Origin of the sequence: Acidovorax sp. LjRoot38 (genome assembly GCF_964252975.1) — a bacterium.
Taxonomy (GTDB): domain Bacteria; phylum Pseudomonadota; class Gammaproteobacteria; order Burkholderiales; family Burkholderiaceae_C; genus Acidovorax; species Acidovorax facilis.
In genome coordinates this window covers 267,915-294,897 of sequence record NZ_CAXUPT020000004.1, presented here as the reverse complement: position 1 = coordinate 294,897, position 26,983 = coordinate 267,915, and the positions used below count along the sequence as shown (strand labels likewise).

Below are 26,983 nucleotides of genomic sequence, written 5' to 3'. Positions count from 1 at the left end.
TAGACAAGCGCTAATAGCTATAAATTAAATAGCAAATCCGCATTCAAACGATTGTGCGGCTTGTCGACTGCCGCTGCAGCCACTGCCGGGCCAGTTGCTCCGGCGGCAGCGCCGGGGCAAACAGCCAGCCCTGAAAGCGCTCGCAGCCCATCTTGATCAAAAGCTGCAGCTGCTCCTCGGTCTCCACCCCTTCTGCCACCACCGAAAGGCCCAGCGTGCGGGCCAGCGCATTGATGGTGGCGCAGATCTCGCGGTCGTTCACATCCACCACGATGTCGCGCACAAACACCTTGTCGATCTTCAGCTCACCCACTGGCAGGCGCTTGAGCTTGATGAGCGACGAGTGCCCGGTGCCAAAGTCGTCGATCGACAGCGCAAAACCCGCGTTTTTCAGGTCGAGCGCAATGGCGTAGAGCGATTCGTCGAGCAACTGCGACTCGGTGATCTCCAGCACCAGGTCCGCAGGCGCCACCCCCGCGCGCTGGGTGACTCCCAGCAAGGTTTGGGTGAACCCTGGTTCGCGCAGCTGGATGGTGGAGACATTGACCGACACCACAGGCACCTGCCAGCCCTCGGCGCGCCACTGCGCCACCTGGCGGCAGGCGGTGTCGAACACCCACAGGCCCATCGGCACGATGAGCCCACTCTCCTCGGCCAGCGGAATGAACTCGTCCGGCGGTACCGCCTTGCCGTCTACCGACCAGCGCAGCAGCGCCTCGGCGCCCACCGTATGGCGCTGCTGGTTGAGCTGGGGCTGGTACACCAGCGTGAACTCGCCACCCTGCAGCGCGCTGTGCAGGCGGCGGCGCAGCTCCAGCCGACTGCGCGTGATCTGCGTGAACTCCTCGATGTAGAAACGGTACGAGCCGCGCCCTGCGCTTTTGGTGGCGTGCAGCGCCGAATGCGCGTGGCGCACCAGCTCCACACTGTTGGCCGAGTCGTCCGGGTACAGGCTGATGCCCAGGCTTGCACCCATGTACTGCGCCCCCACCTCCGACAGCTCCCAGGGTCTCCCCAGCCCTTCAACCAGCGATGCGGCCAGTTGCGCCAGCTCGGTGCGCGAGGCGGGGCGCAGCAGCATCACGGTGAACTGGTCATTGGCCAGCCGCGACACCAGGCCCTGCCCTGCCAGCAGCTGGGTGATGCGCTGGGCCACCTCACTCAGCAGCGCATCGCCCACGCGGTGGCCGTAGGTTTCGTTCACGCTCTTGAAGTGGTCCAGGTCAATCAGCAGCAGCGCCACACGGCGGTTGGTGCCCTGCGTGTCGCGCGCGGCCTCGGCCACGGCGCGCTCCAGCGCGTCTTCAAAGTAGCGGCGGTTGGGCAGGCCGGTGAGCGCGTCAAAGTGCGCCACCCGGTACAGCTGCTCTTCGTTGCGCAGCACGGCGGCCTCGGCCGTGCGAAGGCGGTTGAGCAGGCTGACCACAATGGTCTGGCGCAGTGCAGCCAGCAGCAACACCAGCAGGCAGCACACCAAGATGAGCGCCTGCACACCGGCGCGCCCGTCGGGCGCGACAAACAGCAGCACCAGGGTGATGGCCGCCAGCGTCATCGACACCAGCGGCACATAGTTCATGGCCCGGTCACACTGGCGGCGGTAGTCGGCATCCACCGACATCTCAAAGCGCAGCCAGCGCGCGCCCCAACCCAGGGCGAGCGCCGAGAGGCTGAAGCTGGCGTTGAACCAGACACCCGGCTCCACCGTGCTGCTGATCACCATCAGGTTCCACTGCATCCAGCTCAGGCCATAGCCCAGCAGGCCCATCAAGACCAGCAGGTGCGAGCGCGCCACCCGCACCCCCACGGTAGGAATGGCCAGCGCCGTGACTCCCGCCGCCGTGAGGAACCCTGCCGGGTACAGCACCAGAACCGTACCCACCGCCGCCGACCCCACCCCGCCCGAGGGCAGATAGATCACCAGGGTGAAGGCCAGCAGCGCCAGCACGGCACCGCCAAAGTCCAGCGCCGCCGGGTAGGCGCGGTCACGCGAGAGGCGGGCAAACGTGGCGCGGATGACGGTGGCCGCCCACAGCGGGCCCCCGGCCAGAAAGAACAGGTCGGCAGGAGCGGGGAACGGGTTCCAGTCCAGCGCCACCTGCACGTTCCACACCATCTGCCCCACAGCCACCAGCAGGGCAAAGGCCAGCAGACCGGCGTGCAGCGCGCGGTCGGTAGGCGGCGCCTGCACCCAGCCGCGCCAGGCCCAGAAGGCCGACAGCCCAAACGCCAGCGTCCACGAGGCGTTGTCCAGAAACACCCGCACGCTGACGTCCGGCACCCACAGCGACGCGGCGAACAACAGCGTGGCTGCGCTCAACCAGACCGCTGAGAGGATTCGTTCCGCGAAGGACATGGGTGGGGGGCCGTGGTGGAAGGGGTGTGCTGGGCGTAATTGCTACAGAACGTTAACCCTCCCATTGTGGACGCAAGCGTGGCCCGCCTGTTTCCCCTCAAAGCAGCCGGGGCACTGGGCCGGCCAATAGCTACCAAAAAAATAGCATCCAGCGCCTGCTGGACAAGCGCTGGATGCCAATGGAATCTGAATATTTACCGTTCTTCGACAGCGCTTTTGGGCTCCCGCTCCCCTCGCGGGAGAAAGTCAAACCAGGGCACCGCAGCGCCCACCCATCACAGGGTGCGCTCAGCGTGAAGCCTTAAAACCCTGGCAGCACCGAACCCTTGAACTCGGTCTGGATGAATTTCTTCACTTCTTCCGAGTGGTAGGCCTTCACCAGCTTGGCCACCCAGGGCTTGTCCTTGTCGGCTTCGCGCACGGCGATCAGGTTGACGTAGGGGCTCTTGGCGTTTTCTTGCGCAATCGCGTCCTTGCCAGGGTTCAGGCCAGCCGACAGCGCAAAGTTGGTGTTGATGGCCGAGGCGTCCAGGTCGTCCAGCGAGCGCGGCAGCTGGGCAGCGTCGAGTTCCACGAACTTGAGCTTCTTGGGGTTGCTCACCACGTCCAGCGGCGTGGCCTTGAGGCCCGCGCCCTCACGCAGCTTGATCAGGCCCTTGTCCTGCAGCACCAGCAGCACGCGGCCGCCGTTGGTGGGGTCGTTGGGGATGCCGAACTTGGCGCCTTCCTTCAGGTCTTCCAGTTTCTTGACCTTCTTGGAATACAGGCCGATGGGGAAGTTGACGGTGTAGCCCACCGACACCAGCTTGTAGCCACGGTCTGCCACCTGCGCATCGAGGTAAGGCTTGTGCTGGTAGCTGTTGGCGTCCAGATCGCCCGCCGACAGAGCGGCGTTGGGCTGCACGTAGTCGCTGAACTCGACGATCTGGATCTTCAGTCCGTCCTTCTCGGCGACCTTCTTCACCTGCTCGAAGATCTGCGCGTGGGGGCCGCCCGTCACGCCGATCTTGAGGGGCTTGTCCTGGGCGATCGCGCCGGTAGAGAAAGCGGCGGCAGCAGCCAAAGCCAGGGCAGATTGCAGGAGGAGGCGCTTGTTGTTGTTCACAGGAAAAACCTTTCGTAAAGAGATGGCACGCATCCTAGGGTTTCCCCGATAAAACAGGAACGAATAATTTTTTATTTCATTAAAACCCATTCGAATAAGAAGACAAGACCCGTGCACCTCACCCCCCACCTCATGAGACTGGCGCGCGCCCGGCGAGGGCAGCCGAGCAAGGGCCGCCCCGCAGCGAGGGCTGCGTCCCCCTTCCCGAATCGCGCAGCGATTGGAGAGAAGGGGGAAGTGGCGCAGCCACTCAGGGGGATGTTCCAAGTCACCCGCGCAGCGCGACGTTGTTCAGCTTGTCCAGCCGCTCGGGCCAGGTGCCCTCCACCGTGGCACCCTGCAGCAGGATGCGCGTCCAGGCCACCCAGGCGTCCCACTGCACGCGCTTGTCCCATGCATTGCCCCAGGCGCTGAACAGGTGCAGCGCGCTTTCGGCAGCGGCCTTGGCGTCGTCCTTGCGGCCAGCGGACAGATACAGCTGGGCCAGCACCATCTGCGGCTCGCCCACCCAAGGGTTGTGGCGCACGGCGCTTTCCAGCACGCCGGTGGCCACGTCCAGATCCACCAGGGGCTGGTCTTGCTGGATGACCGACCAGTACAGCGACGTGGCCGCCGCCTCATTGGCGGCAGACAGGTACTGCGAGCAGTGCGCAAACACGGGCGGCATGGGCAGCACATCCTTCAGCCCCGGGTGCTGCAGCGCCTTGGCCAGGCCATTGATCTGGTGCACCATGCGCCCCGACGGCCGCATGGGCCCGGGCCACAGCGATGCGGCCCAGTGCGCCTTCTGGCTGCGGTGCTGCACGTCCGGAAAGCGCGAGAAGATATCGTCCTGCCAGCTGAACCACTGCTCGATGGTGTCGGCCATGCTCACGATGATGAATGCCGCCACCTCGTAGGGTGTGAGCACGTGGTCCTGCCCGTCTTTTTGTAGCACCAGGCTGCCGTCCGCCTCCAGCGCATGGGCCAGCACCTTTTGCACAAACTGTGTGCGCGACTGGGTACAGAACAAATACACCAGGTGCTCGGCCGACTCGCCCGCAATCTCGCGCACACGGGCGCGCTCCTTGGCGGGGTCGAACTTCACCAGGTCCACAAAGGCATTGCCATACACGCTGTGCAGCAGCCCCAGCAGGCGCACGTCACGCGGCTGCTGCCACACCGTCAGCGTGCGCGTCACGCCCACCAAGTGGTGGCGAAACGTGCCCGCCTTGTGCCAGTCCTGCCCCACATTGCGCGCGAGCACCGTGGGCAGCACGGGCGCCAGTTCAGGGTCGCGGGTCAGCCACTCTTCGTCCAGCAGCGGCAATGCGCGGGCAAACAGGTCAGGGTCCAGGGGGTGAAGCGGCAGGGTCATGGTGTTGTGTCTCCGGCGTTGATCGTGCAGGTAATGCAATGTACACACAGTATCTGCCCACACGGCGGGTGTGCAAGCACCGGGGTGACCCGGCCCTCACACCCAGCACGCGCCTGCACGACGGCTCGGTCAGCCCCACTGCGTGCTGCGGGCTTTCAGGCTCAGAGGCTGAGAGTTTTTTAGCCGGGCTCGAAAGGCGCGCAAATACGCCTCGGATCTAGGCGCAAAGCACAGCCATAGCTCAGGCTATGGCGAGCATTTGTAACGACGAGCCGGGGCGTATTAGCGTGCAAGGCGGGCATGGATGAAGGACTCTCAGCCTCTCAGACCAGCCTTACTTCAAAGTACGCGCCCTCTCCTTCCCCCAAATCCCGGAACCCGGCCTGCCGGGCTGCCACGCTGGCCTTGCCCCAGGCCTTGAGCAAAGTGAGATCGCCAGGGGACACCACCTCGGGGGGCGACTCCTCCAGGCTCTGCATGGTGTCCAGCGCAGCTGCTACCTGTTCAGGGCCGCCAAGCTGCTTTTCCAGGGCCCTGGCATACCGGGTTTCTGCGGCAATACGCTCTTTGGGCGGAAGCTCCTCGGGATAGTCGCGGAGGTTGACGACGAAAGTGGATTCGATGACTTGCATGGCACTGCTACTCCTGTGGTTTGATACTGTATGAATATACAGTTTTTTCCAGCAGAATTCGAGCCCTGAAAGATCACCCGGGAGCGCGGGATGATGGAAGGATTGTTCTCAATACTGGAACAGTTAGTTCGCGACCAGGTAGTTTTTCCGTGAACACCATCGGCGTACAGTTCATCCCATCGATGAGCCGAACCCGCAAGGCGACTCACCGAACCCGGTTCAGGAATGGTTTTTGACCCGGCTTTTTTGAGACGCTTTTTAACCTTCAAGGATTTTCATCATGAACAAGACCGCCCGTTTCCTCTCCGTCGCTGCCGTTGCCGCTTTCGCTTCTTTTGGCGCCCAGGCTGACGAAGCCGACAGCTCGCAATTCGCCCTGAAGTTCGAAACGAACCGCACCCGCGCTGAAGTGGCCGCTGAAGCAGCAACCGTCGCCCAGACCCGCAGCCAGGAACCTGCTGGTTCGCGTGTGGTGACCTACACCTCCACCGCTGACCGCGCTGCCGTGCGTGCCCAGGCTGCCGAAGCCCTGCGCACCGGCCAGATCCCCCACGGCGAATTCAGCGCCATGTAATTGGCAGACCAACTGCTTGAGATTGGTTGAAGCAGTTGCGGGACTTCCCATGGTGGTGGCACTTTGCATTTGCGGGTGGCGCTGCCATGGGGAGTGTTAACTGAACCGCAGGGGCGGGCAGGCAGATCGGGCTCCCTTTGGGAGCCCTGTTTGTTGGCGCACGCGGCGCCGGCTGGCTACATGGCACTTACCGAGCTTGCCTGGCGCCTGCCGGAATGGACCATCCCTCAAGGCACCGGAAGCGCCCCTGCAACGTCGCTTACAGCGACGGGTCGATCAATACCTTGGCACCAGTATTGCGCGGGCCGTAGAACGCAATGGACTCGGCACTCAGCGCGCCTGCCAGCGACACGGTGCGCGCGTAGTGGCTGGCAAACGTGGTCTTCAGCTCGGCCGCCACGCGCTGGCGCAGCGCCTGGGTGGCCTCTTCGCCAATCTTCTGCAGAAACGGGAACAGCAGCCATCCCCCCATGCCCCAGGCCATGCCAAAGGTGCGGTGCACTTCGGTCGGGCGCGTGTCCAGGTGGCCGTACAAATAAACCTGCTTGTGCACGGCCGAGCCGTAGCGGCTGTATTCCTTGGCCTTGCGGTTGATGGCCGCCTCCATGCACTGCAGGATCTGCCCCGCCAGCGTGCCGCCGCCCGTGGCATCAAACGCAATGGTGGCGCCAGTGGCGGCCAGCGCGTCGGTCAGCTCGGCCATGAAATCGGGCGCACTGCTGTCGCACACGTACTGGGCACCCAGTTCGCGCAACAGTTCCGCTTGCTCGGGCTTGCGCACGATGTTGACCAGGCCGACACCATCCTTCTGGCAAATCTTGAGCAGCATCTGGCCCAGGTTGCTGGCCGCAGCGGTGTGCACCAGCGCGGTGTGGCCTTCGCGCTTCATGGTTTCGACCATGCTCAGCGCAGTCAGCGGGTTGACAAAACACGACGCGCCCTCAGCCGCCGTGGTGCCGGGCGGCAGCGGCAGACACTGCGCTGCAGGCATGGCGCGGTACTGCGAATACATGGCGCCACCAATCACTGCCACCGTGCGGCCCAGCAGCGCCTGCGCAGCGGGCGATGCACCCGCAGCCACCACCAGACCGGCGCCCTCGTTGCCCACGGGCATGCTCTGGCCCAGGCGTGCCGCCATGCCGGGCATGGCGCGCTCGGGGATGCGAGCCGTGGCCACCGGCCGCTCGGCCGTGCCCGCGACCTGCACGGTGGACAGATCAGACGGGCCCAGCAGCAGGCCAATGTCCGATGGGTTGATGGGCGTGGCCTGTAACTGAATCAGCACTTCGTCAGGCCCTGGCGTGGGCACGGGTGTCGGCTCCAGGCTGATCTGCAAGGTGCCATTGGCTTGTACAAGCGAGCGCAGCTGCAGCGCGGTGGTAGGGATGGATGGGTTCATGGAGGACTCGCAGTGGGATGATGGAAATGGGGCCGCGCACATGAAGCGGCGCGACGTGGAGGGAGGCTGGGGTGCCAGCAGGTCACAGCCTCTCCACCTGCCGCGCCATTTTTCACCAGGACGCCGGGTTTTGCTGTCCCCTCGGTTTTGCACCCCACAACGCCGTCAGTTTGCTGGTGCGCAAGGCACGCGTTCACCCCATCTCCTTCAGCCTTCAACTACCGGCAACAGCACAGCCCTCGGCCCTGCCAGAGCGCCAGGTCAGCAAGACCAGCAACGCGGCCACCAGCAACAAAACAGCGCTGACGACAAAGGTGCTCTGGTATCCGTTGCGGTCAAATAGCAGGCCCCCCACCGTGGAGCCCAGGCCGATAGCCAGTTGGACCACCGCCACCATGAGACCGCCTCCGGCTTCAGCGTCTTTCGGCATCGACCGGGCGACCCATGTCCACCAGCCCACCGGTGCTGCCGTGGCCACCATGCCCCATACACCCAGCAAGGCCGTGACAGCGGTGAGCTGGTCACCCAGACAGATCAGCGCGATGGCGATGAGCGCCATCAAGACGGGTGCCGTGAACAGCGTTGGGTAAAAGCCTCTGGCCAGCGCCGCGCCGACGAGTGTGGTGCCCACAAAGCCCGCCACCCCGATCACCAGCAGGATGAACGACAACGTGAACCCACCCGCATGCGTGACGGTCTCCAGAAATGGACGCAGGTAGGTAAACAGCACAAACTGCCCCATGAAAAAGCTGCCCACTGCCAGCATGCCCACGGCAATCATCCGGCGCCGGAGCAGTCTGAAAACAAGGCCAGGGGCCCCAGAGCGCCGGGGCCCGGCAGGTATCGGCGGCAGGCTCACCCACTGCCAGATGAAGGCCAGTACCGCCACCGGCACCAGGCAAAAGAAAGCCCCACGCCAGCCAATCACGGCCCCCAGATAGCTGCCGAGCGGCGCCGCCACCACCGTGGCCAGCGCGTTGCCACCATTGAAGATGGCCAGGGCCCGTGGCACCTGCTGCGCGGGCACCAGCCGCATGGCCGTGGCGGCCGACATCGACCAGAAGCCTCCCACCACCACCCCAATGAGCGCGCGCCCCACCATGTACACCGCGTAGTTCGGCGCCAGTGCAATGACCGCGCCAGATAAGCACATCAGCGCCGTAAGGCCCAGAAGCAGGGTCTTGCGGTCCATCCTGCCTGCCAGCGCTGCAATGCTCAGGCTGGTGAGCACGGCGAAGGCGCCCGATATCGCAATGCCCTGCCCGGCCCAACCCTCACTGACACCCAGGTCTGCGGCCATGGGTGTGAGCAGGCTGACTGGCATGAACTCCGACGCGATCAGCGCAAACACGCAGAGCGTCATCGCAAAAAGCGCCGCTCCAGCGCGCGGGCTGCGCCGCCGCCCCGTCTTCACCGCCTGTGTGGTGCGGCGGGGCGTCGCAAACCTGGGTGGTCATTGCTTAAGCCAGGTGTTTGCCAAAGAACGCCGTCAACTTGCCCCATGGGATCAGGTTCACACGGTCATACAGATCCACATGGCCCGCACCGGGGACGATGTGCAGCTCCTTCGGCTCGGCAGCGCGCTTGAAGGCGTCTTCGCTGAACTCCTTGGAATGCGCCTGGTCACCCGTGATGAAGAGCATGGGGCGCGGAGAAATCGTCTCGATGTCATTGAACGGGTAGAAGTTCATGAACTTGACGTTGCTGGTCAGCGTGGGGTGGGTGGTGGTTTTGGCTGAGCCGCCCTTGGGCGTGACCTCGCCACGCGGGGTGCGGTAGAAGTCATAGAACTCCCGCTGAATGGGGTGTGTGTCTACCGACAGCTCGTGCACCGTGCCACCGGTGTACTGGATGGCCCCGCCAGTGAACTCCACGTAGCGCTGCTCGGCAGCGGCGGCAATGATCTGCTTGCGCTGCTCCACAGTCTGCGAGTGGTTCAGCGCATCACGGTTGGCAGCACCCATGTCGTACATGCTGACGGTGGCGATGGCCTTCATGCGCGGGTCGATCTTGGCGGCGCTGATGACAAAGCTGCCGCTGCCGCACACGCCAATGGCCCCAATGCGCTCGCGGTCCACCATCGCCTGCGTGCCCAGAAAATCCACCGCTGCGCTGAAAGCCTCGGCATAGATGTCTGGCGCCACCGCGTTGCGCGGCTGGCCGTCACTCTCACCCCAGAAAGGCAGGTCCAGCGACAGCGCGACAAAACCCTGCTCTGCCATCTTGGTGGCATACAGGTTGGCGCTTTGTTCCTTGACTGCGCCCATGGGGTGGCCCACCAGAATGGCCGGATTTTTCTTGCTGCGGTCCAGGTTCTTGGGCACAAACAGGTTGCCAGCCACCGCCATGCGGTACTGGTTCTTGAAGGTCACCTTGCGCACGGCCACCTTGTCGCTTTGGTAGAAATTGTCGGCGCCGCTGAGCTTGCCGTGCGCTGGCTGCGGCCCCGCTGCCATCGCACTACCACCCGCGGCAGACAGCCCGCCCCATACCGCCGCACCGAAGCCCGCCCGGACGAGGAAGTCGCGCCGGTCCGAGGTGAGGGGGGCTGTGCCGGGTATTGGGTGCTGTGCGTGGATGGTGGAGAGTGTGTTGTGCATGTTCGATGCTCCTGGGGAGGTATGAAATTGGGGAAGGACGAGAAATCAAGAAATGAAGGCGGGGGTCGAGGGCGCGCCTTCGTTGGACGCTCCAATGCTTTGTCCGCGCGTCAATCGCTGGCGCGTTCGATACGCACTTTCAAAGGCCCTTGGCGCTGCAACGCGGGCAGGCCCGTGTCCACTCTGCCCAGCCGCACCAGGCCGCGTGCATAGGCTTCATCGCCCACAAAAATCGCCAGATTGCCCCAGGGCGCGTAGTAGTTGATGTCACCTGTTTTGGGGGTGATGCCCGCCGGTGCCCCGTCCACCGACAGCTTGCGCGGCAGGGTGGCGATGCGTTCGATCTCCGCGTAGTTCTGCAACGTCAGCGACAGCGGCAGCTGGGCCACAAAATCGCGCGCTGCGGCGTTGTTGTCCAGGGTGGCGGTGGCAATGGCACCATCGATATGCAGATGAATTTTCATGGGGCCCTGCTGTGCAAAGGTGGTGGCGGGCATCACCCCGGCTGCCAGGGTGAATGCCAAGACGACACCCGCCAGGGCGCGGCGTTGGAAGGGGTGGGTGCTGATGCGTTGTGCCATGGCAAGAAGTTTGCCCAGCATTGCTTGCGCCGACTAGATAATGAATGGCGAATGGGTTTATAAGGCTGGCTAACCAATCAATTCAGAGAATCAGACATGGCGAGACGCAACCTGAACGATCTGCTGGCCTTTGTCACCGTGGCGCGCGAGGGCAGCTTCACCCGGGCCGCAGCCACTCTGGGCGTCACGCAGTCCGCGCTGAGCCAGACCATCCGTGGCCTTGAAGAGCGCCTGCAGATCCGGCTGCTCACACGCACCACGCGCAGCGTCTCGCCCACACCAGCGGGCGAACGCCTGATGCAAGCCATCGGTCACCGCTTTGACGAGATTGAGGCCGAGCTGGATGCGCTGACCGCACTGCGCGACAAACCCGCAGGCACTGTGCGCATCACCTGCGGCGACCACGTCATGCACACTACGCTGCTGCCCAAGCTCATGCCACTGTTGCACGACAACCCCGACATCACGCTGGAGTTCGACATGAACTACGGCTTTCGCGACATCGTGGCCGACCGTTTTGACGCCGGGGTGCGCCTGGGCAACACCATCGACAAGGACATGATTGCCATGCCCATCGGCCCGCCGCTTCGCATGGCCGTGGTCGCATCGCCCAGCTACTTTGCCGCCCATCCCATTCCCAAAACCCCGCACGACCTGACGGCGCACCGCTGCATCAACCAGCGCATGCCTACCTCGGGCGGCCTGTACGTGTGGGACTTTGCGCGCAAGGGCAAACAGGTCAACGTGCGGGTAGATGGCCCGCTGATCTTCAACACCGCCCCGCCCCAGGTCGATGCAGCGTTGGCCGGGCTGGGCATTGCGCTGCTGCCCGAGGACGAACTGGCCACCCACATCGAAGACGGCCGCCTGGTCCGAGTGCTGGAAGACTGGTGCCCACCGTTCGCGGGCTACCACCTGTACTACCCCAGTCGGCGCCAGCCATCGCCTGCGTTTTCGCTGGTGCTGCAGGCGTTGCAGCTGCGGTGAAGAGACTGCTTGCAAGCACGCGGGCAGCTAGAGATCACGAGGCAGCAGATACGAACAAGGGTTAGACAGCGGCCTGTTGCGACCCCTTGTCACGTTGGAACGATTCAGTGCTTGACTTAGAGTGCACTCCAACTTTCAGAATCGTTCCCATGGCATCCCTCCTCACCATTGCCGAAGTCGCCGAACGCACGGGCCTGACCGCGCACACGCTGCGCTACTACGAGCGCGCCGGGCTGATTGCGCCCGTGGCGCGTGCGCCGGGTGGCCAGCGCCGCTATGCGGCTTCGGACATGGAATGGATCGGATTCCTGCTGCGCCTGCGCGAGACCCAGATGCCCATCGGGCAGATGCAGGCCTTCGCGCGACTGCGCAGCGAAGGGAACACCACCGCCCCCGAACGGCGCGAGCTGCTGGAGCATCACCTTGCTCAGGTGCTTGCAACCATCACCGCCATGCAGCAAGCCGCACAGGCGCTGCAAGCCAAGATCGCGCACTACCGGGATCTGGAGGCTTCCCTTCGCCACACACCCTCGTCACCCCGCCAAGGAAGCACCCATGTCCCCCGAAACCAATCCCCGTTATCTCCAGGGCCTCGCCAAGCTGCGCGAAATCGACGGCCACGCCGGTGAGCACGTCGTCGCCAGTCTGGCCGACATTGCCCCGGATTTCGCCCGCTACCTGATCGAGTTTCCGTTTGGCGACATCTATTCCCGACCCGGACTGGACCTGCGCAGCCGCGAAATTGCAGTGATCGCTGCTTTGACTGCGCTGGGCAACGCGACACCACAGCTCAAGGTGCACTTGCAGGCGGCGCTGAACGTGGGCGTCACCCGTGAAGAAATAGTGGAAGTCCTCATGCAGATGGCTGTTTACGCAGGCTTTCCCGCCGCGCTGAACGGACTGGCCGCTGCCCGCGAAGTGTTTGCGGCGGGCGACGCGGAAACGGTGGCAGCATGAGGTGCCTGAGCCGCTACCTGCTCCGTGCGACGTCTGCGGCTACTTCCCCGCCCCCACCGGCGGCGGCCGCACCAGCCGCACGGGCAGCTTGCTGGCCCGCGCCGCATCGCCCCGTGCCTCGCCGGTGGACAGGTTCACGGCCCAGCCGTTGATCATGGCAGCCTGCCGTACGCCATCGCCCGCGCGGCCTTGCGCGATGTTGCCGTAGGTGTATGGGTTGACGCTGGGCGCACTCACGTTGCTGGTGGATGACCAGTGCCACTGGCCCGGCGCGGCCGGGAACAGGATGGGGTTGAGGCCCGGGGGAGACAGCGACTTGTCCACCAGCCGCTGCAGTTCCGCCGCGCGGGGAAGGCGCCAACCTACGCCCTCGGCCTTCCAGCGGTCGGTGGCCAGGGTGGTGGCTTCGGCACGGTCCAGCAGCAACGGCTTGCCGGTGCAGGTCTTGCCCGTCCACTGCATGCCTTCCACACAACGCGGCCAGGCCAGGCCTGCGCGCACATCAAGTACATAGGCGCCATCGGCCGACAGAGACCAGTCTTGGGCTGCGGTGGAGTCGGTAGCCAGCACCGGCAGGGATGTGAGGGCGCAGGTCAGCGCGGCAAAAAGCTGCGAAAGTGGTTTCATGGGCAAAAGCCTAGTCTTGGCAGGGTAGCGGAAGAAGGCGGGCAAAACGGACTGGGATGGCGACACCCTACCCGCACAGCGACACCAGCGCCACCCCGCAGATCAGGAAACCTGCATTGCGCTTTTACCCAACTTGCCCGGCTTGGTCGGCTTGGCGGGCACAGCGGCCGGTGCCCCCGACGCTGCCAGCGCCTCGGCCAGAAACCCCACAAACGCCTGCACGCGGGTGGAGAACTGGTGCCGCTGCGGGTATACCGCATAGATGTCGGCCGCCGGGGTCTGGTAATGCGGCAGCACGGTCTCCAGCAGGCCCTGGGCCAGGTGGCGGTTCACGTCCCACTCGGCGCGCATCACGATGCCGTGGCCCTGCAGTGCCCACAGCACGGCGATCTCGCCGTCGTTGGTGGTCAGGTTGCCGGTGATCTTGATCGACTCGGTGTGTGCCTTGCTGCCGCGCCCGGTGGTCAGGCGCCACAGGCCATAGGCCTCGTCGCCCTGGCGGATGCCGATGCACTGGTGCTCCATCAGGTCGCGCGGCACGCGGGGCCTGCCATGGCGGTCCAGGTAGGCAGGCGCTGCGCACAGCACGCGCCGGTTGGGGGCAATGCGGCGGGCAATCACGCGGCCGTCGGGCGGCTCACCAAAACGCACGCACACGTCGTAGGCGTCGTCGGTGATCGGCGGCGGGTGCACCGACAGTTGCAGCTGCACATCCACCTCGGGGTACTGGCGCACAAAGTCCGAGATCACGGGGGCGATGTGCATGCGGCCAAAGCCCAGCGTGGCGTTCACGCGCAGCAGGCCCTTGGGGCTGGCTTTGGACTGCACGATGAGTTCATTGAGCGCATCGATCTCGCGCAGGATGCGGCGCGCGTGCTCCAGCAGCAGCTCGCCCTCGGGCGTGAGGCTCATGCGGCGCGTGGTGCGGTTGACCAGCACCACGCCCAGGCGCTTTTCCATCTGCGTGAGGTGCTTGCTGACCGCCGCCGTGGAGACCCCCATTTCGCGCCCTGCGGCGCTCAGGCTGGGGCTGGCGGCCAGCGCAGAAAAGAAGCCCAGTTCTGCGGGCTGGATGGTGGCACTCATCGAATAGCTCTTAACTTCAGGTTAACGATGGATTCACTTTAGCGGCGTTCTGCAAAAGCGTCCAGGCCTACAGTCCCTCTACCGTTTGGTTTCTCCTGTGTCTCTCTTTCACGCCTGTGCCTTGCTGCACGGGCATTTCCAGACCTTTTTCACCCAGGCCTCTGCATGACAACCTATCAAATCGCCACCATCCCCGGAGACGGCATCGGCAAGGAAGTGATTCCCGCCGGCCAACGCGTGCTGGAAGCCCTGGCCGCCCGCCACCGCGGCCTGCAATTCGAGTTTGAAAACTTCGACTGGGGCGGCGACTGGTACCGCGCGCACGGCGTGATGATGCCGGCCGACGGGCTGGATGCCTTGCGCGGCAAGGACGCCATCCTGTTTGGCTCGGCGGGTGACCCGGACATCCCCGACCACATCACGCTCTGGGGCCTGCGCCTCAAGATCTGTCAGGGGTTCGACCAGTACGCCAACGTGCGGCCCACGCGCATCCTGCCGGGCATCGACGCGCCCCTGAAGCGCTGCACGCCCAAGGACCTGGACTGGGTCATCGTGCGCGAAAACTCCGAGGGCGAATACTCGGGCGTGGGCGGCCGCGTGCACCAGGGCCACCCCATCGAGGCGGCCACTGATGTGTCCATCATGACCCGCGTGGGCGTGGAGCGCATCCTGCGCTTTGCCTTCCGCCTGGCGCAGTCGCGCCCCCGCAAGCAGCTCACCGTCATCACCAAGAGCAACGCGCAGCGCCACGCCATGGTGATGTGGGACGAGATCGCCGCACAGGTGGCGGCCGAGTTCCCCGATGTGAAATGGGACAAGGAGCTGGTGGACGCCGCCACGGCCCGCATGGTCAACCGCCCCGCCACGCTGGACACCATCGTCGCCACCAACCTGCATGCCGACATCCTCAGCGACCTGGCCGCCGCGCTGGCGGGCAGCCTGGGCATTGCGCCCACCGGCAACATCGACCCCGAGCGCCGCTACCCCAGCATGTTCGAGCCCATTCACGGCTCGGCGTTTGACATCATGGGCAAGGGCCTGGCCAACCCCATTGGCACGTTTTGGTCGGTGGTGATGCTGCTGGAGCACCTGGGCGAGGCCGACGCCGCCCGCGCCGTGATGCAGGCCATCGAACAGGTTACCGCCAACCCAGCCCTGCACACCCGCGACCTGGGCGGCACCGCCACCACGGCGCAGGTGACCGATGCGGTGTGCACGCTGATCAGCGACGCACCGGCCGCGCGCAAAGCCGCCTGAAAGCAATCGTTCAACGCCCGCAAGAACGGGCCTGGACGCCACACGGCGGGCACCACCACAAGGCCGCAAAGGCCACACAGCCGCCCCCATCCTTTAGGAGACAAACCATGCATCGCCCTACCCCCGGCCCCACCGCCATCGCCCACCCGCTGCGCCGTCAACACCTGATGGCACTGGCGGCGCTGGCCGCAGCCGCCTGCCTGCTACCTGGCAAAACTGTCCACGCACAGGCCTGGCCCAGCAAACCCGTCACCCTCGTCGTGCCGTTTGCAGCGGGCGGCACCACCGACGTGCTGGCGCGTGCGCTGGGCGAAAAGCTCAGCACCGCGCTGGGCCAGCCCGTGATCGTGGAAAACCGGGGCGGCGCAGGCGCCACCATTGGCGCCGACTACGTAGCCAAGGCCGCACCCGACGGCTACACGCTGCTGATGGGCGCGGTGCACCACACCATTGCCACCAGCGTCTACAAAAAGCTCAGCTACGACTTTCAAAAGAGCTTTGCGCCCATCACCACCGTGGCCCTGGTGCCCAACGTGCTGGCCGTGAGCGCCACCACGCCCGCCAAGGATGTGAAGGAACTCGTGGCCCTGATCAAGGCCGCGCCCGACAAGTTTTCGTATGGCTCCAACGGTGCGGGCACGGCGCAGCACCTGATCGGCACGCAGTTCTCGACCGCCATCGGTCAGCCTGTGCTGCATGTGCCCTACAAGGGCAGCGGCCCGCTCACCACCGACCTGCTGGGCGGCCAGGTGTCGATGTCGTTCGACACCATCACGCCCGTGCTGCCCCACATCAAGGCGGGCAAACTGCGCGCGCTGGCGGTGACCACGGCCAAGCGGTCCTCATCGCTGCCGGATGTGCCCACGCTGCAGGAGGCCGGTTTTGCGGGCTTCGACATCGGCACCTGGTTTGGAGTGCTGGCCCCGGCACGCACACCCGCCGATGTGGCGGCCAGGCTGAACGCCGAGATGGTCAAGGTGATCCAGTCGCCCGACTTCAAGAAGCGCATGCAGGACATTGGCGCCGAGCCCATTGGCAACACACCCGCGCAGATGGCCGAGCAGATAGCCAGCGACACCACACGCTTTGCCAAGCTGGTGGCCGACCACAAGATCACCACCGACTGAACCGACCGAAACGACTGACTGTGTGCCCGAGGGGCGGGTTGGTATAACGCCAGCCATGACACCCACCACCATCGAACCCACCGTCCCCGCAGCCCTGATCCGCGCCCTTGAAGAACGCGCCTTCAACGCCTGGCCCGCACGCCAGACGGTGTTCCACCGGGGCTGGGTGTTTCGGTTGTCGGGCGGCTACACCAAGCGCGCCAACTCGGTCAACGCGTTGCTGCCCGGCGCGCCGTTTGACGGGGTGCGCGAAGCGGCTGCAGCGCTGTACGCACGGCACGGGCTGCCCGCCGTGTTCCGCATCTCGCCCCTGGCCCCGCCCGAGGCCGACCTGGAGCTAGCCGGGGCGCGCTACCAGCATTTCGATCCGTCACTGGTGTTGCACCGGCCGCTGGCCCTGGGTTCGGTCGGCAAGCCCGATGGCAGCACCCATATCAGCACCACGCCCACTGCCGCCTGGCTGGAGGGCTTTGCCGCCGCCAACAGCGTGCCAACGCACCACCGCGCGCTGCACAACAGCATGCTGGACCACATCGCCCACCCTGCCGCATTTGCACTGCAGCACGACACACAAGGCCAGCCCGTGGGCTTTGGGCTGGCAGTGCTGGAGCGCGGCGCCGTGGGCCTGTACGACCTGGCCGTGGCTCCTGAGCACCGTGGCGGCGGGCGCGGGCGCGCGCTGGTCACAGCCCTGCTGCACTGGGCCGCCGAGGCCGGGGCAGCCAGCGCCTACCTGCAAGTGCGCGCGCAGAACACGCCAGCGCTGGGGCTGTACCAGTCGATGGGGTTCAAGACGGCGTATGGCTACCACTACCGGGTGCCGGGCTGAAGGGGTTTTTCAGGCTCCCTCTCCCCTCGCGGGAGAGGGTTGGGGAGAGGGGGTGAATCGATGCACTGTGCCTATGCACCCCCTCTCCCCCGCCCTCTCCCACAAGGGGAGAGGGAGTAAAGACCAGCGCCGCTGTTGGCTCAAAGCAAAGGGGCAAAAATATGTATTAAATTGGCCCTTGGCGCTTAAATATCAAGCACCGGCAGCTATCTATTCAATAGCAAAAATTGCAAATCAACGGTGGCTCAACCTGCGCACCGCCCAGTCGCCCAGGCTCTGCACGGCCTGCACAAAGAAGATCAGCACCAGCACCACGGCCAGCATGATCTCGGGCAAGAAGCGCTGGTAGCCGTAGCGGATGCCCAGGTCACCCAAACCACCGCCGCCAATCGCACCGGCCATGGCCGAGTAGCCGGTCAGGCTCACGAAGGTGATGGTCAGGCCCGCCACGATGCCGGGCAGTGCCTCGGGCAGCAGCACCTTCCACACGATCTGACTGGTGGTGGCACCCATGGCCTGGGCGGCTTCGACCAGGCCGTGGTCCACCTCACGCAAGGCGGCTTCGACCAGGCGGGCCACAAACGGTGCGGCAGCAATCGTCAAGGGGACCACCGCAGCAGCCGTGCCAATCGACGATCCCGTGATGAAGCGCGTGAAGGGGATGATGGCCACCAGCAGGATGATGAAAGGCGTGGAGCGCACGGCGTTCACCAGCCAGCCCACGAGCTTGTTGACGGGGCCGTTCTGCAGCACGCCGCCATGGTCCGTGAGGCGCAGGAACACGCCCAGCGGCACGCCGATGAGGCCCCCGACGATGCCGGAGATGCCCACCATGATGAGCGTCTCCCACAGCGAGGAGGCAAAGAGGTCCAGCATGGCCGGAGTGAAATGGTCGAACATGGCTTATGGCTCCCTCAGATTTCGATCGTGACTTCTTGCACCGCCACGCCGCCTGCGCGCAGATGCTCCACCGCGCCACGCACCTGCATGGGCTCGCCGCTGGCGTACACGGCCAGCGAGCCGAAGGTCTCGTCTTGGATCTCGTCCACCTGGCCATGCAGGATGCTCATGTCCACACCAAACTCGCGGATCAGCTGCGACAGGATGGGCTGGTAGGCGCTGTCGCCCGAGTACGACAGCCGCAGCAGCCGCCCCGCGTGGCCGGGTGCCGTGGTGACAAGCTGGCGGGTGAGCTTGCGCACATGGTCAAGCACGCTCGCAGGCAGCTCTTGCGGCAGGATCTCGTCGATCAGGCTCTTGGTGATGGCCTGCTGCGGGCGCGTGAACACATCGAGCACGCGGCCCTGCTCCACGATGCGGCCCGCCTCGATCACGGCCACGCGGTCGGCCACCTGCTTGATGACCTGCATCTGGTGGGTGATGAGCACCACCGTGAGGCCCAGCTCGCGGTTCACCTGGCGCAGCAGGTCGAGGATGGAGCGGGTCGTCTCCGGGTCCAGCGCCGAGGTGGCTTCGTCGCTCAGCAGCACCTTGGGGCGGCTCGCCAGCGCGCGCGCAATGCCCACGCGCTGCTTTTGCCCGCCGCTGATCTGCGCGGGGTAGCGGTCGGCCAGGTGGGCCAGGCCCACCAGCTCCAGCAGCGGGTTCACGCGCTCGCGGATCGCTGCCTTGTCCATGCCCGCCAGTTCCAGCGGCAATGCGGCGTTGTCGAACACGGTGCGCGACGACAGCAGGTTGAAGTGCTGGAAGACCATGCCGATCTCGCGCCGGGCCTCGCGCAGTTGCGCGTCGTTCAGCTGTGTCAGGTCACGGCCGCCCACGATGACCTGGCCCGTGGTGGGCCGGTTGAGCAGGTTGATGACGCGCACCAGCGAGCTTTTGCCCGCGCCGCTCTTGCCGATGATGCCGAACACTTCGCCCGGCTGGATGCTGAGGTCGATGCCACGCAGGGCTTCGACGGGGCCTTGTGGGCCCTGGTAGGTTTGGGTGACACCCCGTAAATCGATCATGGAAAGCAGTGCGCGGCAGCGGCCTCACGGTGAGTGGCCGCTGCCGCGCGGGTCTGGAAAAGGATGGGCGACTGTATCGGCGAATCGTAAGTTCACAAACGATTTAAAAATCGGGTGATTAGATCGCCGAGTTATGAAGACCGTGGTACACAGACTTCAGTAACTATGAAATTCATAGCTATCAGGGCAATACCATAGCGCGCAGACTGCCATTTTTCCTTGAATTTTCCTGACGACTCCAGAAACTTCTCCAGGCCATACTTCTATATTTCAACTTTTGTTGTATTATCGAATCATGCAAGAAACCGATGTCATCCGATCCCTCGCCGCCCTCGCCCAGGAAGTGCGCCTGCGGGTGTTCCGCGCCCTAGTGGTGGCGGGCCAGGAAGGGCTCACGCCCGGCGGGCTGTCCGAGCAGCTGGGCATTGCGCCCAACACGCTGTCGTTCCACCTCAAGGAGCTGACCCACGCGGACCTGGTGAGCCAGGAGCGCCAGGGCCGCAACCTGATCTACCGCGCCTCGTTTGCCACCATGAACGACCTGCTGGCCTACCTGACCGAGAACTGCTGCCAGGGCGCTGCCTGCCTGACCGACGAGGCCACCGCCGCCTGCCAGTGCTGATCGCCCCCCAACAACTTCCACCCCACGACCCACAGCCGAAAGGAAACCACCATGAAGCGATTCCACGTCCACATGCATGTCGATGACCTCGCCAAGAGCATCGCGTTCTATTCCAAGCTGTTCGCGGCCGAGCCTGCGCGTGTCGAGACCGACTACGCCAAATGGATGCTCGAAGACCCGCGCGTGAACTTCGCCATCTCCACCCGGGGCGACAAGCCCGGCGTGGACCACCTGGGCTTCCAGGTGGACGAGGCCGACGAGCTGGCCGAGCTCAAGGCTCGCGCGCAGGGTGCCGACATGGCCCTGCTCGACGAAGGCGCCACCACCTGCTGCTACGCCCGCAGCGACAAGCACTGGATCACCGACCCGCAGGGCGTGGCCTGGGAACACTTCCACACGCTGGGCAACATCCCCGTGTTCAACGAAGCCGCTGCGCAGCAGGCAGCCAAGACCACGCAGCAGCCAGCCCAGGCCGCGTGCTGCCCCACGGGCGCGCCTTCGGCCCCTGCGCCCGGCCAGGCCGCCTGCTGCGGCCCCACCGCCAACAACCCCAACAAATGCTGCTGAGCCCAGGTCTGCAATGAGCACCCCACGCACTCCTTTGAACGTGCTGTTTCTGTGCACGCACAACTCCGCCCGCAGCATCCTGGCAGAGGCTCTGCTCAACGCCATGGGCCAGGGCCGCTTCAAGGCTTACTCGGCGGGCAGCAGCCCGCGCGACAACCAGCAGCCCCACCCGCTGGGCCTGCAGGCGCTGGCCCACGCGGGCATCCCCACCGAAGGGCTGCGCAGCAAAAGCTGGGACGAATTCGCCGCCCCCGGCGCGCCGCACATGGACCTGATCATCACCGTGTGCGACAACGCAGCGGGCGAGGTCTGCCCCTTCTGGCCCGGCCACCCGGCCACGGCGCACTGGGGTTATGCCGACCCGTCAGCAGGCGACGGCTCGGACGCCGACAAGGCCGAGGCCTTCCGCAAAACCCTGCATGCCATCAAGCAGCGCCTGGAGCTGCTGGTGAACCTGCCCGACGACAAGCTGGCCGCCACCGCGCTGCAAGCCACGGCCCGCAACCTGCCCAAGCAATGAGGAAACACCCCCTGAGTCGCTTCGCGCCTTCCCCCTCTCTCGCCTCGCTGCGCGAGCCGGGAGGGGGACGCCCCCAGCGCACGCAAGCAATGCGCCGCACGTGCGGCTTGGCGGCCCTTGCGCGGGGGCGCTGGTTTAGAGCGCGCCAGTTGCATGCATCGCGGGTGGCGCGCAGCGCAATGGATAACTGAATGGACCACTGAAATGACCCTGCCACCAAGCCCTTTACAACGTGCTGCTGTCAGTGCGCTGCCCCCCTCCCCTGCCGCTGGCATGGCGGTGTTCGAGCGCTACCTCACCGTCTGGGTGCTGCTGTGCATCGTGGTGGGCATTGCGCTGGGCCAGTGGCTGCCCGGCGCGGCGCGCGCCGTGGGCGCGCTGGAGGTGGCGCGCGTCAACCTGCCGGTGGGCCTGCTCATCTGGGTGATGATCATCCCCATGCTGCTGAAGGTGGACTTTGGCGCGCTGGCCGAGGTGCGCCAGCATGTGCGCGGCATTGGTGTGACACTGTTCGTCAACTGGCTGGTCAAGCCGTTTTCGATGGCGCTGCTGGGCTGGCTGTTCATCCGCCACTGGTTTGCGCCGTACCTGCCGGCCGACCAGATCGACAGCTACATAGCAGGGCTCATCCTGCTGGCCGCAGCGCCCTGCACGGCCATGGTGTTTGTGTGGAGCCGCCTCACCGGCGGCGACCCGCTGTTCACGCTTTCGCAGGTGGCGCTGAACGACAGCATCATGATCGTGGCGTTTGCGCCGCTGGTGGCATTTTTGCTCGGCCTGTCGGCCATCACCGTGCCGTGGGACACGCTGCTCGCCTCGGTGGTGCTCTACATCCTGATCCCCGTGGTGATCGCGCAATGGCTGCGCAAGCGCCTGCTGCGCAAGGGTCAGGCCGCCTTCGACGCCGCCGTGGCGCGCACCGGCCCCTGGTCCATCGCCGCGCTGCTGGCCACGCTGGTGCTGCTGTTCGCCTTTCAGGGCGAAGCCATCCTGCAGCAGCCGCTGGTCATCGCCCTGCTGGCCGTGCCCATCCTGATCCAGGTGCTGTTCAACTCCGCCCTGGCCTATGGCCTGAACCGCGCCGTGGGCGAAAAGCACAGCATTGCCTGCCCCTCGGCGCTAATCGGAGCATCCAACTTCTTCGAGCTGGCCGTGGCCACGGCGATCAGCCTGTTCGGCTTTCACTCGGGCGCGGCACTGGCCACGGTGGTGGGCGTGCTGATTGAGGTGCCGGTGATGCTGCTGGTGGTGGCCGTGGTCAATCGCAGCAAGGGTTGGTACGAGTCGCGGGGCTGACAGGTGCACCGGCGGGGCCCGTCAGGCCCCCGCCACCGCCCCACGCGCCTGTACCCGGCGCGAGATCAGCAGCCCCAGCACAAACACCCCCACCGCCGCCGCCGTGAACACTGGCGGAAGCCATCCCCGGTCCACACTGAACGCCACCAGCAGCACGCCCGTGGACTGGCCCAGGAACAGCAGGCACGCAAACAGCGTCACTGCCGTGCCCCGCGCCTCGGGCGCCATCTGCGTGGCCTGCACCTGCAGCGTGTTGTGCAGCATGTAAAAGCCGATGCCCGCCAAGAAGCAGCCCAGCATGGCCCAACCCACCGCAGGCGCCCACGCCAGCGACAGCAGGCCGATGGCAATGAAGCTGGCTCCCAGCACGGCCAGCCCCCGCTCGCCCAGCGCCGCCAGCCAGCGCCGCGCAAACACGCTGTAGATCAGCCCGCCCACGCCATACAGCACCATCACCCCGCCAGCGGCCGAGGCCGACAGGCCAAAGCCATCGACCATGCGCGCGGGCACAAAGGCCAGCGTGCCAAACGCGAGCGCGCCTTCAATCGCCACCACCGTCAGCACCCAGCGCACACGCGGAATGCGCAGCAGCGCCAGGGTGCCCGCCAGGTAGTTGGCCAGCGAAAACGCCGGTGCGCCCGGCACCACCACCGGACGCAGCGCCCCGCTGGCGCGCGCATGGCGCAGCAGCAGCGTGGCCGCCGTGAAGAACAGCACGGCCAGCACACCCAGCGCCGCACGCCAGCCCAGCGTTTCGGTGGCAAAGCCGCCAAACCACTGGCCCGCCATCATCCCGGTCACCGTGGCCACCATCAGGCGCGCCAACGTTTCCTGCCGCTGCTCGTAGGCCACCTCATCGCCAATCCACGCCATCGACAGCGGAATGATCCCGGCCGCCGCCGCCCCCATGGCCGCACGCGCAACCACCAGCAGGCTGAAGCTGGGCGCCAGGGCCGTCATGGCACTGAACACCGCACACGCCGCCGTGGCGCCGATGATCACGCGCACCTTGCCCACCCGGTCGCCCAGCGGGCCATACACCAGCTGCAGCACGCCGTAAGCAACGGCAAACGCCGCAATCACGGCCGATGCATCGCCCGTGGTGATCTTGTACTCAAGGGACAGTGCCACCAGCATCGGGTCGCACACACGCATGGAGGCCATGCTGCAAAAGGCCGCCAGGCTGATCAGCCGCAGCATCGTCGAAGAAGAAGTCATGGGCGCCGATTGTGGTGCGCCACGCGCCTGCGCGCTGGCAGGGTGCGCCATGCACCCTGGGGGTTGAAGGCCACAGGGCACGCATGCCACATGGCACATGCAGCACGTGCGGCACGTCCACACAGGTACTGACACTTTTTTGGGTGGCAAGCGCCAGTCCTGCGCTTACCATGCGCCCCGGATTGATGCGCCACCATCCATCGATCAACCAACCAAGCAACACACGAGGAGAAACCGAACATGAACAAAAGAAACTTTGTGGCTGCCAGCGTCGGCCTGGCAGGCCTGTGGACCGCCACCACCAGCAGCCACGCCGCCCCACCCGCCAAAACATCTACCAGCCCCGCCCTGCTCACCATCAGCGGCGCCATCACCCAGCCCAACCGGGGCGCGCTCGATGCCACCATCGACCAGATGATGGGCAAACACGGCATCCAGTTCGACAAAGCCCACGCGCTCGACGCCGCCGCCCTGCAGCGCATGCCCGCCGTCACCATCAAGCCCACGCTCGAATACGACAGCAAGCCCCACACGCTCAAAGGCCCCCTGCTCACCACCGTGCTCGCAGCTGCGGGTGTGGCCGCTGGCAGCCCCGTGCAGCTGGTGCTGCGCGCAGTGGACGGCTACAACGTCACCATCAGCATGGCCGACGTGCAGGCCTACCGCATGATCGTCGCCACCCACATCGACGGCCAGCCCATGGCCCTGGGCGGCCTGGGCCCGCAGTGGGCGGTGTACGACGCCGATGTGCTGCCCGCCTTCAAGGACAAGCCGGTGAAGGAACGCTTTGGCCTGTGCCCCTGGGGGCTGTATCACATTGAAGTGAAGAAGGCCTGAGGCCACCGGCAAGGTAGCCCAGCAAAAAAGAAAGAGCGGCTTCCTGGCCGCTCTTTTTTTGATAGCTACTAACGCTTACCCATCAGGCGGCAGAGCCATTTTTTATTCAAATCATCCTGCCCGCCGCGCCACCCGCACCCCCAGGGCCGCCAGTGACGACACGGTGGCCAGCCCCACCACCCCCAGCCAGCCCCACTGCGCCAGCACCAAAGCGCCCAGCGCCGCCCCGGCCGACATGCCGATGAACATGCCCGTGAACAGCAGCGCATTGAGCCGGCTGCGCGCCGCAGGGTCGATGCCGTACACGATGGTCTGGTGCGCCACCAGCGTGGCCTGCACGCCGAAGTCAAAGCCGATGGCGCTCGCCACAATCAAGCCCAGCTGGGCCTGCGCAGGCAGCAGCGGTGCCAGCGCCATCAGCGCAAACGACGCAGCGGCCAGCCCTGCGCCGAAGCGCGTCACCACCTCGGGCCCGCGCTTGTCGGCCAGGCGCCCGGCCAGTGGGGCTGCCAGTGCACCCGCCGCTCCTGCCAGGCCAAACGCGCCCGCCGCCGCCGTGCCCAGGTTGAACTGGCTGTGCAACATCACCGCCAGCGTGGACCAGAACGCGCTGAAGCCCACGGCCAGCAGCCCCTGCGCCCAGGCCGCGCGGCGCAGCGCTGCGTGCTGGCGCCACAAGGCCACCATGGAGCCGATCAGCGCGCCATAGCCCATCTGCGTGGTGGGCGCAAAGCGCGGCAGGCCGCGCCACACCGCCACCGTCAGCAGCGCAACGGCCACCGCCGCCGCCACATACACCGTGCGCCAGCCCCACTGCTGCGCCACAAAGCCGCTGACCACGCGCGACAGCAAGATGCCCAGCAGCAGCCCCGTCATCACCGTGCCCACCATGCGCCCGCGCTGTGCGGCCGGGGCCAGCGTGGCGGCAGCGGGCACCACGTCTTGCGCCACCGTAGCCGCCAGGCCCACGGCCAGGCTGGCCGCCAGCAGCGCGCCCATGCCGGGCGCCAGGCCGCTCAGCAGCAGCGCCAGCATCAGCGCGATGGACTTGATGACGATGATGCGGCGCCGGTCAAACCGGTCACCCAGCGGCGCCAGCAGCAAGATGCCCAGCGCATACCCCAACTGCGTGAGCGTGGGCACCAGCCCCACCACGCGGCTGTCGGCCTGCATATCGGGCCCCAGCACGCCCAGCATGGGCTGGCTGTAATACAGCGACGCCACGCTCAGCCCCGCCGTGGTCGCCAGCAGCAACAGCAGCGGCGCGCTCACCGCGCCTGCCGCACTCTCTTCAGCCAGCGCCACCGGGGCCCGCCCCGCCACACCCCTTGCATGCACATTTTGAATGGAAGACATCACAACACCATCGGTTTAAAAGGAATGGTGCGATTGTTCTATCCCGTCGCCGCACTGGGTAGTAGGCTAAATTGCAGATTCTTTATACGCTTGACGTATGACCAACGCCCTCCCGGCCCTCCCGGCCCTCCCGACCCAGCCGCCCGGCGCCGACCGCATCGAGCTGATGCAGACCTTTGTCCGCATCGTCGAGGCCGGCAGCCTGTCTGCCGCCGCCCAGCAGTTGGGCACCAGCCAGCCCACCGTGAGCCGCCGCCTGCAAGCGCTGGAGCGCAGCCTGGGCATCAAGCTGCTGCAGCGATCCACCCATGTGATGAAGCTGACCGAAGACGGCGACCGCTGCTTTGCCCACGCCAAAGCCCTGCTGGAAGACTGGCGCGCCATGGAAGACGACCTGCGCGGCACGGCCGACACCCCGCGCGGCACCTTGCGCGTGCTGGCGCCCCACGCCTTCGGGCAAAACCAGCTCATCCCCCCGCTGATGGACTACCTGCGCCGCTACCCCGATGTTTCGGTGGAATGGATGCTGCACGACCGCCGCCCTGACTTCATCGCAGAAGGTATCGACTGCGCCATCCAGGTGGGTGCGGTGGAAGACCCCTCGGTGGTCGCCATTCGCCTTGCCGAAGTGCCGCGCATCGTACTGGCATCGCCCGCCCTCATGGCAAGTCGGCCCACACCGCAACACGCGCAGGATCTGAAGGATCTACCCTGGCTGGCGCTCAGCACCTTCTACCAGCGCGAAGTCACATTGACCCACCAGCACAGCAGCGAGGCCAGCACCTTCGCCATCACCCCCCGCCTGGCCACCGACAGCCTGTACGCCCTGCGCAGCGCCGCCCTGGCCGGGCTCGGCGCGTGTATTGCATCGGCGTGGATCGTAGATGCGGATCTGCGCGCAGGCGGCTTGCTGCACTTGGTGCCCACCTGGCAGGCCCCCTCGCTACCGGTGTATCTGGTGTATCCACATGCGCGGTTTTATCCGGCGCGGTTGCGGTTGTTTTTGGAGGGGATGCGGGGGGCAATGCCGGGGTTGGCGGGGATGCGGGGGGTGGTGTCTTGAGCGGACGACGACTGCCGGCCAGGAGCGGAGATACGCCCCGACCTTCCTGTTGAAAGCACCCTG

General features: G+C 65.7%; 27 protein-coding genes. 13 read left to right on the top strand and 14 right to left on the bottom strand.

The genetic code is table 11. From position 1 onward, the window contains the following. Positions 1-43: 43 nt before the first annotated feature. The 4 genes from ACSQ22_RS09110 to ACSQ22_RS09095 form a co-directional block, all read right to left on the bottom strand. The gene (locus ACSQ22_RS09110) at positions 44-2,353 is read right to left on the bottom strand and encodes a putative bifunctional diguanylate cyclase/phosphodiesterase (protein ID WP_436130113.1); all 2,310 of its coding nucleotides are present in this window, start codon (positions 2,351-2,353) and stop codon (positions 44-46) included. Between the two features lie 301 nt (positions 2,354-2,654). Next, positions 2,655-3,491 carry a MetQ/NlpA family ABC transporter substrate-binding protein gene (locus tag ACSQ22_RS09105; RefSeq protein WP_436130112.1) on the bottom strand — a complete coding sequence of 279 codons (837 nt, stop codon included), beginning with the start codon at positions 3,489-3,491 and terminating at the stop codon, positions 2,655-2,657. A 235-nt stretch (positions 3,492-3,726) separates the two neighbouring features. Continuing rightward, positions 3,727-4,815 carry a DUF6817 domain-containing protein gene (locus ACSQ22_RS09100; RefSeq protein ID WP_121419898.1) on the bottom strand — a complete coding sequence of 363 codons (1,089 nt, stop codon included), beginning with the start codon at positions 4,813-4,815 and terminating at the stop codon, positions 3,727-3,729. A gap of 323 nt (positions 4,816-5,138) precedes the next feature. Continuing rightward, positions 5,139-5,447 (bottom strand): hypothetical protein, encoded by a 309-nt coding sequence (locus ACSQ22_RS09095; protein ID WP_055397526.1) that lies wholly within the window; start codon positions 5,445-5,447, stop codon positions 5,139-5,141. A 280-nt stretch (positions 5,448-5,727) separates the two neighbouring features. On the opposite strand from ACSQ22_RS09095, the gene ACSQ22_RS09090 reads away from it, so the two are divergent. Further along, positions 5,728-6,021, top strand: coding sequence for a hypothetical protein (locus ACSQ22_RS09090; protein WP_055397528.1), 294 nt, complete (start codon positions 5,728-5,730; stop codon positions 6,019-6,021). A gap of 259 nt (positions 6,022-6,280) precedes the next feature. On the opposite strand, the gene ACSQ22_RS09085 is transcribed toward ACSQ22_RS09090, so the two are convergent. From ACSQ22_RS09085 to ACSQ22_RS09070, 4 genes are all read right to left on the bottom strand, one after another. Continuing rightward, positions 6,281-7,420, bottom strand: coding sequence for a zinc-binding dehydrogenase (locus tag ACSQ22_RS09085; protein ID WP_436130111.1), 1,140 nt, complete (start codon positions 7,418-7,420; stop codon positions 6,281-6,283). A 214-nt stretch (positions 7,421-7,634) separates the two neighbouring features. Further along, positions 7,635-8,783, bottom strand: coding sequence for an MFS transporter (locus ACSQ22_RS09080; RefSeq protein WP_436130110.1), 1,149 nt, complete (start codon positions 8,781-8,783; stop codon positions 7,635-7,637). Between the two features lie 97 nt (positions 8,784-8,880). Beyond that, positions 8,881-9,876: an alpha/beta hydrolase gene (locus ACSQ22_RS09075; RefSeq protein WP_436130217.1), complete on the bottom strand. Its 996-nt coding sequence runs from the start codon at positions 9,874-9,876 to the stop codon at positions 8,881-8,883. Positions 9,877-10,130: 254 nt separating this feature from the next. Then, on the bottom strand, positions 10,131-10,601 hold the full coding sequence (locus ACSQ22_RS09070) for a cyclophilin-like fold protein (protein ID WP_431152816.1): 471 nt from the start codon (positions 10,599-10,601) through the stop codon (positions 10,131-10,133). A gap of 96 nt (positions 10,602-10,697) precedes the next feature. On the opposite strand from ACSQ22_RS09070, the gene ACSQ22_RS09065 reads away from it, so the two are divergent. The 3 genes from ACSQ22_RS09065 to ACSQ22_RS09055 all read left to right on the top strand — a co-directional run bounded on the left by ACSQ22_RS09065 (position 10,698) and on the right by ACSQ22_RS09055 (position 12,545). Further along, a complete protein-coding gene (locus ACSQ22_RS09065) occupies positions 10,698-11,588 on the top strand; it encodes a LysR family transcriptional regulator (RefSeq protein WP_121419893.1) in 891 nt (296 codons plus the stop codon). Positions 11,589-11,737: 149 nt separating this feature from the next. Further along, entirely contained in the window at positions 11,738-12,217 is a 480-nt protein-coding gene (locus tag ACSQ22_RS09060) for a MerR family transcriptional regulator (RefSeq protein WP_055397539.1), read from the top strand. Beyond that, positions 12,144-12,545, top strand: a complete 402-nt coding sequence (locus ACSQ22_RS09055) for a carboxymuconolactone decarboxylase family protein (protein WP_121506623.1) — start codon at positions 12,144-12,146, stop codon at positions 12,543-12,545. Before ACSQ22_RS09060 ends, ACSQ22_RS09055 begins: the two co-directional genes overlap by 74 nt. A 39-nt stretch (positions 12,546-12,584) precedes the next feature. Here ACSQ22_RS09055 and ACSQ22_RS09050 read toward each other — a convergent pair whose 3' ends face one another. Both ACSQ22_RS09050 and ACSQ22_RS09045 read right to left on the bottom strand, forming a co-directional pair. Continuing rightward, complete coding sequence (locus tag ACSQ22_RS09050; RefSeq protein ID WP_436130109.1) at positions 12,585-13,172, bottom strand: DUF1566 domain-containing protein; 588 nt, start codon at positions 13,170-13,172, stop codon at positions 12,585-12,587. 102 nt (positions 13,173-13,274) lie between these two features. Further along, positions 13,275-14,258, bottom strand: coding sequence for a LysR substrate-binding domain-containing protein (locus ACSQ22_RS09045; RefSeq protein ID WP_436130108.1), 984 nt, complete (start codon positions 14,256-14,258; stop codon positions 13,275-13,277). Between the two features lie 165 nt (positions 14,259-14,423). Between ACSQ22_RS09045 and ACSQ22_RS09040 the strand changes: the two genes are divergently transcribed. From ACSQ22_RS09040 to ACSQ22_RS09030, 3 genes are all read left to right on the top strand, one after another. Beyond that, positions 14,424-15,515, top strand: coding sequence for a tartrate dehydrogenase (locus ACSQ22_RS09040; RefSeq protein WP_436130107.1), 1,092 nt, complete (start codon positions 14,424-14,426; stop codon positions 15,513-15,515). A gap of 167 nt (positions 15,516-15,682) precedes the next feature. Further along, on the top strand, positions 15,683-16,642 hold the full coding sequence (locus tag ACSQ22_RS09035) for a Bug family tripartite tricarboxylate transporter substrate binding protein (protein WP_436130216.1): 960 nt from the start codon (positions 15,683-15,685) through the stop codon (positions 16,640-16,642). A gap of 55 nt (positions 16,643-16,697) precedes the next feature. Then, entirely contained in the window at positions 16,698-17,471 is a 774-nt protein-coding gene (locus tag ACSQ22_RS09030; RefSeq protein WP_436130106.1) for a GNAT family N-acetyltransferase, read from the top strand. Positions 17,472-17,705: 234 nt separating this feature from the next. Here ACSQ22_RS09030 and ACSQ22_RS09025 read toward each other — a convergent pair whose 3' ends face one another. Both ACSQ22_RS09025 and ACSQ22_RS09020 read right to left on the bottom strand, forming a co-directional pair. Beyond that, the gene (locus ACSQ22_RS09025; protein WP_055397552.1) at positions 17,706-18,371 is read right to left on the bottom strand and encodes a methionine ABC transporter permease; all 666 of its coding nucleotides are present in this window, start codon (positions 18,369-18,371) and stop codon (positions 17,706-17,708) included. A gap of 14 nt (positions 18,372-18,385) precedes the next feature. After that, entirely contained in the window at positions 18,386-19,441 is a 1,056-nt protein-coding gene (locus ACSQ22_RS09020; RefSeq protein ID WP_436130105.1) for a methionine ABC transporter ATP-binding protein, read from the bottom strand. A gap of 295 nt (positions 19,442-19,736) precedes the next feature. Between ACSQ22_RS09020 and ACSQ22_RS09015 the strand changes: the two genes are divergently transcribed. The 4 genes from ACSQ22_RS09015 to arsB all read left to right on the top strand — a co-directional run bounded on the left by ACSQ22_RS09015 (position 19,737) and on the right by arsB (position 22,446). Continuing rightward, positions 19,737-20,063, top strand: coding sequence for an ArsR/SmtB family transcription factor (locus ACSQ22_RS09015; RefSeq protein WP_436130104.1), 327 nt, complete (start codon positions 19,737-19,739; stop codon positions 20,061-20,063). A gap of 51 nt (positions 20,064-20,114) precedes the next feature. Then, complete coding sequence (locus ACSQ22_RS09010; RefSeq protein WP_436130103.1) at positions 20,115-20,630, top strand: ArsI/CadI family heavy metal resistance metalloenzyme; 516 nt, start codon at positions 20,115-20,117, stop codon at positions 20,628-20,630. Between the two features lie 13 nt (positions 20,631-20,643). Then, a complete protein-coding gene (locus tag ACSQ22_RS09005; protein ID WP_436130102.1) occupies positions 20,644-21,150 on the top strand; it encodes an arsenate reductase ArsC in 507 nt (168 codons plus the stop codon). 273 nt (positions 21,151-21,423) lie between these two features. Next, positions 21,424-22,446, top strand: a complete 1,023-nt coding sequence (gene arsB, locus ACSQ22_RS09000) for an ACR3 family arsenite efflux transporter (protein ID WP_436130215.1) — start codon at positions 21,424-21,426, stop codon at positions 22,444-22,446. A gap of 21 nt (positions 22,447-22,467) precedes the next feature. Here arsB and ACSQ22_RS08995 read toward each other — a convergent pair whose 3' ends face one another. Then, positions 22,468-23,664 (bottom strand): MFS transporter, encoded by a 1,197-nt coding sequence (locus ACSQ22_RS08995; protein WP_436130101.1) that lies wholly within the window; start codon positions 23,662-23,664, stop codon positions 22,468-22,470. Positions 23,665-23,904: 240 nt separating this feature from the next. Here ACSQ22_RS08995 and ACSQ22_RS08990 point away from each other — a divergent pair, with 240 nt between their 5' ends. Continuing rightward, the gene (locus tag ACSQ22_RS08990) at positions 23,905-24,501 is read left to right on the top strand and encodes a molybdopterin-dependent oxidoreductase (RefSeq protein ID WP_431152806.1); all 597 of its coding nucleotides are present in this window, start codon (positions 23,905-23,907) and stop codon (positions 24,499-24,501) included. A gap of 111 nt (positions 24,502-24,612) precedes the next feature. Here the strand turns inward: ACSQ22_RS08990 and ACSQ22_RS08985 are convergent, their stop codons facing one another. After that, complete coding sequence (locus tag ACSQ22_RS08985) at positions 24,613-25,857, bottom strand: MFS transporter (protein ID WP_431152805.1); 1,245 nt, start codon at positions 25,855-25,857, stop codon at positions 24,613-24,615. Between the two features lie 97 nt (positions 25,858-25,954). On the opposite strand from ACSQ22_RS08985, the gene ACSQ22_RS08980 reads away from it, so the two are divergent. Beyond that, on the top strand, positions 25,955-26,920 hold the full coding sequence (locus tag ACSQ22_RS08980) for a LysR family transcriptional regulator (protein ID WP_436130100.1): 966 nt from the start codon (positions 25,955-25,957) through the stop codon (positions 26,918-26,920). The last annotated feature ends 63 nt before the right edge of the window (positions 26,921-26,983 follow it).